The organism is Streptomyces sp. HSS9-12 (assembly GCF_054963655.1).
The window spans coordinates 50,981-60,420 of sequence record NZ_JBUEGC010000044.1; the positions used below are offsets into that span (position 1 = coordinate 50,981).

The window sequence follows — 9,440 nt, forward strand, 5'->3', positions numbered from 1 at the left end:
CCGTATCGGCCGTGCTCAGGCGTTCTGCGGGCGCGCCCCGTCGTGCCGTTCGATAGCCGCCTTGATCAGGCCGGCGAACAGCGGGTGCGGGCGGGTCGGGCGGGAGCGCAGCTCCGGGTGCGCCTGGGTGGCAACCAGGTAGGGGTGCACGTCGCGCGGGTACTCCACGTACTCGACGAGCTTGTTGTCCGGGGAGGTGCCGGAGAAGACCATCCCGGCCTTCTTCTCCAGCTCCGAGCGGTAGGCGTTGTTGACCTCGTAGCGGTGGCGGTGGCGCTCCTCGATGTACGCCTCGTCGCCGTAGACCTCGCGCACGATGGAGCCCTCGGCGAGCTTCGCCGGGTACATGCCCAGCCGCATGGTGCCACCCATGTCGCCCTCACCGGCGACGATGTCGAGCTGCTCGGCCATGGTCGAGATCACGGGGTGAGCTGTGCCCGGGTCGAACTCGGTGGAGTTGGCGTCGTCGATGCCGGCGAGGTTGCGCGCGGCCTCGATGACCACGCACTGCAGGCCCAGGCACAGGCCCAGCAGCGGGATCTTGTTCTCGCGGGCGTAGGTGATCGCCGACACCTTGCCGTCGACACCCCGCTCGCCGAAGCCGCCGGGGATGCAGACCGCGTCGACGTCGCCGAGCTGCTGCTTGGCGCCGGCCGGGGTCTTGCAGTCGTCGGAGGTGACCCACTTGATCTTCACTCGGGCGTTGTTGGCGAAGCCGCCGGCCCGCAGCGCCTCGGTGACCGAGAGGTAGGCGTCGGGCAGGTCGATGTACTTGCCGACCAGGGCGACCGAGACCTCGTGGGCGGGCTGGTGGACGCGCCGCAGCAGATCGTCCCACTGGGTCCAGTCCACATCCCGGAAGGGCAGGTCCAGGCGGCGGACGACATACGCGTCCAGGCCCTCGCTGTGCAGCACCTTCGGGATGTCGTAGATCGACTTGGCGTCGATCGCCGCGACCACGGCGGCCTCGTCGACGTCGCACATCAGCGAGATCTTGCGCTTGATCGACTGCGGGACCTCGCGGTCGGCGCGCAGCACGATCGCGTCCGGCTGGATACCGATGTTGCGCAGCGCGGCGACCGAGTGCTGGGTGGGCTTGGTCTTCAGCTCTCCCGACGGGCCGATGTACGGCAGCAGGGAGACATGGACGAAGAAGACGTTGTCCCGGCCGACCTCGTGGCGGACCTGGCGGACGGCCTCGAGGAAGGGCAGCGACTCGATGTCACCGACGGTCCCGCCGACCTCGGTGATCACGACGTCGACCTCATCGGTGGCCATCCGCCGGATGCGGTGCTTGATCTCGTTGGTGATGTGCGGGATGACCTGCACCGTGTCGCCCAGGTACTCGCCCCGCCGCTCCTTGGCGATCACGGTGGAGTAGACCTGGCCGGTGGTGACGTTCGCCGAGCCGTCGAGGTCGACATCGAGGAAGCGCTCGTAGTGGCCGATGTCCAGGTCCGTCTCAGCTCCGTCGTTGGTTACGAAGACCTCGCCGTGCTGGAACGGGTTCATCGTGCCGGGGTCGACGTTCAGATACGGGTCGAGCTTCTGCATCGTTACCCGCAGACCCCGCGCCTTGAGCAGCGCGCCCAGGCTGGAGGCGGTGAGCCCCTTGCCGAGCGAGGAGGCGACACCCCCGGTGACGAAGAGGTGCTTGGTCGTCATGGATTTGGGCGGCAGTGCCAAGAAGGGCTCCCGTGGTCGCGAGGTGACATGCGGATCGGCCCGCCCTGGTCCATGCTTGATGGCGAAAATTCCAAGCAGGTTCCGAGAGGGTGCCGTCGCTGCGGTCGGGGGTGCCGTCACCTGGGGTGGGGCCCACCGGTCCACGGGCTACCAGGGTATCAGCGACACGGCGAGACCGCTTCCGGCCACGCACGGACCCGTACGTCACTCGCTCACCCGTACGGCTCATCTCCCATGTCGAGAGGGTCGCGCGGATAACAACCGTGCGTCGTATCCTGCTCGGACACATCAGCGAGCCGGCCGGCCGGCACCACCCGCCCCGCCTTCCGGAACAAGAGCTCGTCAATGTTCCCTTGACCGCAAGACGCCCAGATTGGGCGACCAGCCGTTCGACTGGAGATGCACGTGGCCGGGCGCATCGAAGACTACGCACTCATCGGCGATATGCAGACCGCCGCCCTGGTCTGCCGGGACGGCACGATCGACTGGCTGTGTCTGCCCCGCTTCGACTCGTCTTCCATTTTCTCGGGCCTGCTGGGCACGGACGAACACGGCTTCTGGCGGCTGGGTCCGGCACACCAGGAAGGCACGGAGCCGCCGAGCGCGAACCGGCGCCGCTACGTCGGCGACTCGCTGGTCCTGGAGTCCGAGTGGGACACCGGGCACGGCACGGTCCGCGTGACGGACTTCATGCCGCCGCGTGACGGGGCGCCGCAGGTGATCCGGATCGTGGAGGGCGTCACGGGGCGGGTGCCGATGCGGTCGGCACTGCGGATGCGCTTCAGCTACGGCCGGGTGGTGCCGTGGGTGCACCGGAACGACGGGCGGACGGTCGCCGTCGCCGGCCCCGACTCCGTCTGGCTCGACACCTCCGCGCCGACACACGGCGAGGACCTGACGACGTACTCCGACTTCACGGTCTCGCCGGGCGACCGGATCGCGTTCACCATCAGCTGGCAGGCCTCGCACCGGGAGCCGCCGCCGCTGCCGGAGCCGGAGATGTCCCTGGAGGCGACCGAGCACTTCTGGCGAGAGTGGGTCGGCCAGTGCACCTACCACGGCCCCTACCGGGACGCCGTGGTGCGCTCGCTGATCACCCTCAAGGCGCTGACGTACGGGCCGACGGGCGGGATCGTCGCGGCGCCCACCACCTCGCTGCCGGAGGAGATCGGCGGGGTCCGGAATTGGGACTACCGCTTCACCTGGCTCCGGGACGCCGCGATCACCCTGTCTTCGCTGCTGCGCACCGGCTACCGCGAGGAAGCCCGCTCCTGGCGCGAGTGGCTGCTGCGCGCCGTGGCCGGCGACCCGGAGAACCTGCAGATCATGTACGGGATCGCGGGCGAGCGGGAACTCGGCGAGACCGAGCTGCACTGGCTGCCGGGCTACGAGGGCTCCAAGCCCGTCCGGGTCGGCAACGGCGCGGCCGGGCAGCTGCAGCTGGACGTGTACGGCGAGGTCATCGAGGCCCTGCACCTGGGCCAGATGACCGGCCTGGCGCGCAGCGACTACGCGTCCCTGCTCCAGCTCAAGCTGATCCAGTACCTCGAGGACCACTGGAACGAGCCGGACGAGGGCATCTGGGAGGTCCGTGGGCCGCGTCGCCAGTTCGTACACTCCAAGGTCATGGCGTGGGTCGCGGTGGACCGGACCGTACGGCTGATCGAGTCCGGCGTGGTGGAGGGGCCGCTCGAGCGGTGGCGCGAGCTGCGCGACGACATCCACCGCACGGTGTGCGAAAAGGGCTACGACAAGGAACGCAACACCTTCACCCAGTACTACGGCTCGCGGGAGCTGGACGCATCGCTGCTGCTGATCCCGCAGGTGGGTTTCCTGCCGCCGGACGACAAGCGGGTGATCGGCACGATCGAGGCGATCCAGCGCGAGCTGACCACCGAGGACGGCTTCGTGCTGCGCTATGCGACGTCGGGCAATCAGCCGGGGGTGGACGGGCTGAAGGGCGACGAGGGTGCGTTCCTCGCCTGCTCGTTCTGGCTCGCGGACGATCTGGCCATGATCGGACGCGTGGGGGAGGCCCGGAGGCTCTTCGAGAAGCTGCTGTCGCTGCGGAACGACCTGGGGCTGCTGGCGGAGGAGTGGGACTCGCGGCGGCAGCGCCAGGTCGGGAACTACCCGCAGGCGTTCAGCCACGTGCCGCTGATCGACACCGCACTGCGGCTGACCGCCTCCGGAGCGTACGGGGGCTGAGGCTCGGGTCAGGCCCCGGCGCCGGTACCGGGCCAAGTCCGGGCGGAAAGCCGTAGGTTGAGCTTGGCGCGGTGGCGATGCCTGCTTGTGCGGCAGGTTGGGCATCCGAACGCCGAACCCGGCGCAGGCCAGGTCGATGTGCGACACGCAGCCACGTATTCCCTGGCCCGGCAGTCGAGTTGGCTGGCGGTGCGGACCGCTGCGATCCTCCGTAACACGGGGTGATGTGCGCCTTTTCCAGGCCCGGGGTAGCGTCCGCACCATGGAGGCGGAGGCGGGAATCACTGTGCGGCGGGCGCTGGAGCTGCCCGCCCTGCGCCGCGGGCTGCCCGAGGTCGTGGCGTCGGAGGACCGGCTGGACCGCGCGGTGCGCTGGGTGCACGCCGGAGAGGTGCCCGACATCGCCTCCCTGCTCAAGGGCGGGGAGCTGCTGCTGACCACCGGGCTGGGGCTCGGGGCGCGCCCGGCCGAGCAGCGCGGCTTCGTCCGCAAGCTCGCCGAGCGGGGCATCGCGGCGCTCGTGGTGGAGCTGGGCGGACGGTTCACCGAGCTGCCGGCCGCACTGGTGGACACGGCCCGCTCGTGCGAGCTGCCGCTGGTGCAGCTGCACCGGCAGGTGCCGTTCGTGACCGTCACCGAGGAGATCCACACCGAGATCGTCAACGGGCACTACGCGATGCTGCGCCGCGCGGAGGAGATCCACCGGCGCTGCACGGAGCTGCTGCTGCGAGGCGGCGGAGCGCCGGAGGTGCTACGGCTGCTCGCCGACTTCGCCGGGAACCCGGTCTTCCTGGAGACACCTGACGGGCAGCTGCTGTACGCGGCGGGGCAGAGCGGCGCCGCGGATCCCGTCCAGGTGTGGGACGGGCTGCGCCGGCAGCGGTCGACGCGCGGAGCCGAGCCGCCTGCGGGCGGGGTGACCGTGGACATCCCGGGCGGCGGTCCGGGGCCGGGCGCGGTACGGGCCCGGCTGGTGATCCTGCCGGTGGACCGCCCGCTGGAGCCGGTGCACCGGATCGCGGCGGAGCGGACGGCGGGGCTGCTGGCCGTGGTGCTGATGCAGGCCCGGCAGGAGGAGGAGTTGGCGGCGCGCGGCCGGGGCGACTTCCTCACCGATCTGGCCGAGGGCCGCACCAGTCCGGAGGACGCGCCCGCGCAGGCCCGGGTGCTGGGCTTCCGCCCGGCCGACGGGCTGCTGCTGCCGGTCGTCATGCGGCTGCCGGCCGAGCTGATTCCGCCGGGCGACTGGGCGGTGCTGGCCCGTGCGGTCCAGGAGGAGCTGTCGACGGTCGGCCTGCCGGTGCTGCTGGGCGTACGGCCGGTGGAGGGGCGCGTACCCCTGCTCGTCGGCCTGCGCTCGGAGTCGGAGCGCTCGGCCGCCGCGGACCGGGTGGCCGCCGCCCTGCGGGCCGGCGTCGAGCGGGCCGGACTGGAGCGGCCCGGCGTGCAGCCGCCCGCCGTCGTGGTCGGCGTCGCCGGCGACTGGGCGAGCGCGGGCCCCGGCCTACGGCACGCCGCCGAGGCCGCGGCGGCCGCGCAGGGGTTGCCGCCACGGCCGTGGTACGACGCCCGTCGGCTGGACATCGACTTGCTGCTGTGGCGGCTGCGGGACCATCCGGACCTGGCGGCCTTCGTGGACCGGGCCATCGGCCCGCTGATCGCCCACGACCGCTCGGCGCGCCCGCCGTTGCTGCCGACGCTGGAGGCGTATCTCGCGCACGCGGGGCGGAAGGCGGAGACGGCGCGCGAACTCCACTTGAACCGGCAGACGCTGTACGACCGGCTGGCCCGGATCTCACAGCTGCTGGCCACGGACCTGGATGACCCTCAGGCGGTCCTGACCCTCAACCTGGCCCTCCAGGCCCGCCGCCACGCGCCGTAAAAAGGGTCCCCCTCCGGGACGGCGCGGCCCGGGTCACCGACCCGTCGGCAAGGCCAAGGCGATCGGCCAAGCCGGCCTCAGCGGCGATGCCGCCCTGTAGGGGGCGGATGGGCGGGAAATCTCCGGCCGAAGGCCGGGAGCCCTGCGGAAAGGGCGGGTGGGTGGGAGAAGCCCCCGGCGGCAGGCCGGAAGCACGGGGCGGGCCGCGGCAAGCTCACTCGGACGCGGACCGGCGGCCCGACTCGCGCCGCCGCCTGCCCCCCGAGGTCACCGCCGCACCGGCACCAACTCGTCGTACACGCTGAGCACCTGCGCCACCGTGTCGTCCTCCGTCGGCCACGTCTCGACCTGGGCCCGCCCCGCCGCGGCGAGCTCCGCCCGTCGCACGGGATCGGCGAGCAGCCGGATGACCGCCGCCGCCAGCGCGTCGGCGTCCCCGTAGGGCACCAGTTCCGCCGCGTCACCCACCAGATCCGGCACCCCGCCGACCGCCGTGGCGACCAGCGGTACCCCCGCCCGCAGCGCCTCCTGCGCCAGCAGGGACCGCGCCTCCCACCGGCTCGGCAGCACTGCCACATCGGCCGCGGCAAGCAGCTCCGGTACATCACCGCGCCGCCCGAGCAGCCGCACCGGCAGGTCCTCCATGTCGATACGCCGCTGCAGCACGGTACGTTCCGGCCCCTCCCCCGCGATCAGCAGCAGCGGCTGCGGGTCCAGCGCCCGCCACACACGGGCCGCGTCCAACAGCAGCGTGTGGCCCTGGCACGGCGTGAGCCTGCCGACGGCCAGCAGCAACGGCCGGTCCATGGCGCCCAGTTCGGCGCGGGCTTTCCGCAGCCGCTCGCCATCCTCTGTCTCCGCTGACGGCCGCCGCGAGACGGGAGGGGGCATCGGCGCAGTGACCGGCGCGAGCCGCGCATCGCGCGCCCCCCGCCGACGAGCCCGGTCGACCAGCTCGGCGGACACCCCGAGGACCACAGTGGCGGCCCGCGCGACCCGCCGTTCCATGAGGCGTACGACATGGCGGCGCGCGCCCCCCACGTACGTCCGCGTGTGCCAGGTGACCACCAGCGGTGTAGGGCGCCCGCCGAGCGCCAGGACCGCTCGTACGGCAGCTCGCAGCCCGTGCGCGTGCACGAGGTCGGCGGATGCGCAAACGGCCCGCAGCGCGGCGACGGCCCCGGGGTCCGTACGCACCGGGCCGGGCGCGAAGCGCGCTCCCGCGCCGGTGAAGTCGTAGATCAGGTCGGCGCCGTGCGGTGCGCAGACCGTCACCTGTACACCGCGCGCGACGAGCCCGGCCGCCAGCGAGCGGACGTGCGCACCGCTGCCCGAGCCGCCGTGCCCCAGCACCTCGACGGCGTGCAACGGCGACTGCCCGTGCGGCGGGACCGGTGTGCTGCTCACCTGCGTGGAGCTCCTGAGTCGGCGTCGAACGTGCGGGGGTGAGGGCGCGGAAGGAAGGTGGGGCTTCACTCCCCAGGATGCCAGCCCGGGCGGCGGCCCCGGCGCCGCGCTCCCGGAGTTTCCGTGTGCGGGCCGTGCCCCCGTCCGAACGGGGTCACCCGTCCGGATGACCGCGCAGCGTACCCCAGGTCCCCGGTCGGGCGGGCTCAGCCGTCCGAAGTGCCGCAAACGACGTACTGCTTCAATGTCCACAGACCGCCCACCGGACCATCACGCTCGCCGCCCGTGAGAAGCGCCTGCATCAGAGCCCCGCGCGGGCCGTCTCCAACAGCTCCTCAGCGTGGGCGCGGGCCAGTTGGGAGTCCTCCTGCCCCGCGAGCATCCGCGACAGCTCGCGGATCCGGTCCTCGCCCTCCATCGCCTTGACGCCGCTGCGCGTCACCGACCCGTCGTTGGTCTTCTCGACCACCAGATGGCAGTCGGCGAAGGCCGCGACCTGCGGCAGGTGCGTCACCACCACAACCTGCGCGGACTTGGCGAGCCGCGCCAGCCGGCGGCCGACCTCGACCGCCGCCTTGCCGCCGACACCCGCGTCGACCTCGTCGAACAGATACGTCGGCACCGGGTCGGAGCCGGCGAAGACCACCTCGACCGCGAGCATCACGCGGGACAGCTCACCACCCGAGGCACCCTTGGCGATGGGCCGCGGCTGCGCCCCGGGATGCGGCGCGAGCAGCAGCTCCACCTCGTCGACGCCGGTGGCCCCGAATGCGACCGTACGGCCGTCGACCTCGATGCCGTCCGGGTCGTCGGTCTGCCGGATCTCGATGCTCACGCGCGCGTGCGGCATGGCGAGTTCGGCGAGTTCGGCGGTGACCGCGTCGGCGAATCGCTTCGCCGCCTCCCGCCGGGCGTCGGTCAGGGACTGGGCGAGCTCCGAGAGTTCCCCGCGCAGCGCGTCCCGCTCGGCTGTCAGCTCGCCGATCCGCTCGTCGTCGCCCTCCAACTCCGTCAGCCGCGCCGCGCCCTGCTCGGCCCAGGCCAGCACCCCGGCACACCCCCCGTCGCCGACGTCCTGGCCGTACTTCCGGGTCAGCTGCGTGAGTGCCGCACGCCGCTCCTCCACCGCGGCCAGCCGGATCGGGTCGGCGTCCAGGTCGTCGGCGTAGCCGGCCAATTCCCCTGCCGCGTCGGCGAGCAGAATTCCGATCTCGCCGATCCGGTCGGCGAGCGCGGCCAGCGCCGGGTCGTGGGACCGTACGGCCTCCAGGGCCCGGTGCGCACCGGCCACGAGCGTCGCCGCGTCAACGCCTTCCGGGTCCTCCGGATCCCCGGCGAGCGCCCGATGCGCGGCCGTCGCGGCGGAGGCGAGGGCTTCGGCGTGGCCCAGCCGCTCGGCCTCGGCGGCGAGTTCGGCGTCCTCACCCGGCCGCGGCTCGGCGGCCGCGATCTCCTCGAGGCCGAAGCGCAGCAGGTCCGCCTCTTGGGCGCGTTCGCGGGCGCGGGTGGTCAGCTCGTCGAGCTCGGCGGCGACCTGACGCAGCCGCCGGTAGGCGGCGCCGTACTTCGCCAGCGGTGCGGCGACGGCGTCGCCCGCGTACCGGTCGAGCGCCTGGCGCTGCCGGACCGGCCGGAGCAGCCCCTGCTGGTCGGTCTGGCCGTGCACCGCCACCAGGTCGTCGGCGAGCTCGCCGAGCAGGCCCACCGGCACGGAGCGGCCGCCGAGATGGGCTCGGGAGCGCCCCTCGGCCGAGATCGTACGGCTGATGAGCAGTGCGCCGTCGTCGAGTTCGGCGCCGGCCTCCTCGGCCCGCACGGCAGCGGGCGCGCCGGCCGGGACGGTGATCCGCCCCTCGACCACCGCGGTCTTCGATCCCATCCGGACCAGCGCGGGGTCGGCCCGGCCGCCGAGCAGCAGGCCGAGGCTCGTGACGACCATCGTCTTGCCCGCGCCGGTCTCGCCGGTCACCGCGGTGAAGCCGGGCGACAGCTCGACGACGGCATCGTCGATGACCCCGAGCGACCGTATCCGCATCTCCTCCAACACGGAGACGACCTTACGAGGTCCCGTGGGGGGTGCGCGACGTGCTCCCCCACGAACAGCGGCGCGTCGCCGTGCGGACCGGGCAATTCACCGGCACGAAGGACCCCGCCGGGCACACGCTTGTTCGCTCGCCTCCGGGCGCTCGGCCCCGTCTCCCCGGGGGCATTCCCCCAGCTACTGGGGGTCCTCCCCCCGGGCGCCAGGCCCAGGGGA

General features: G+C 72.8%; 5 protein-coding genes. 2 read left to right on the forward strand and 3 right to left on the reverse strand.

Going from position 1 to position 9,440, the window contains the following annotated elements; genetic code table 11:
* Positions 1 to 15 precede the first annotated feature (15 nt).
* A complete protein-coding gene (locus tag ACY34J_RS21985) occupies positions 16 to 1,680 on the reverse strand; it encodes a CTP synthase (RefSeq protein WP_462728237.1) in 1,665 nt (554 codons plus the stop codon).
* A gap of 405 nt (positions 1,681 to 2,085) precedes the next feature.
* On the opposite strand from ACY34J_RS21985, the gene ACY34J_RS21990 reads away from it, so the two are divergent.
* Both ACY34J_RS21990 and ACY34J_RS21995 read left to right on the forward strand, forming a co-directional pair.
* Positions 2,086 to 3,894 (forward strand): glycoside hydrolase family 15 protein, encoded by a 1,809-nt coding sequence (locus tag ACY34J_RS21990; protein WP_462728229.1) that lies wholly within the window; start codon positions 2,086 to 2,088, stop codon positions 3,892 to 3,894.
* 262 nt (positions 3,895 to 4,156) lie between these two features.
* Positions 4,157 to 5,776: a PucR family transcriptional regulator gene (locus tag ACY34J_RS21995; RefSeq protein ID WP_462728230.1), complete on the forward strand. Its 1,620-nt coding sequence runs from the start codon at positions 4,157 to 4,159 to the stop codon at positions 5,774 to 5,776.
* Between the two features lie 267 nt (positions 5,777 to 6,043).
* Here ACY34J_RS21995 and ACY34J_RS22000 read toward each other — a convergent pair whose 3' ends face one another.
* Entirely contained in the window at positions 6,044 to 7,183 is a 1,140-nt protein-coding gene (locus ACY34J_RS22000) for a glycosyltransferase family 4 protein (protein ID WP_462728231.1), read from the reverse strand.
* 301 nt (positions 7,184 to 7,484) lie between these two features.
* Positions 7,485 to 9,218 carry a DNA repair protein RecN gene (gene recN, locus ACY34J_RS22005; RefSeq protein WP_462728238.1) on the reverse strand — a complete coding sequence of 578 codons (1,734 nt, stop codon included), beginning with the start codon at positions 9,216 to 9,218 and terminating at the stop codon, positions 7,485 to 7,487.
* Between the last annotated feature and the right edge of the window lie 222 nt (positions 9,219 to 9,440).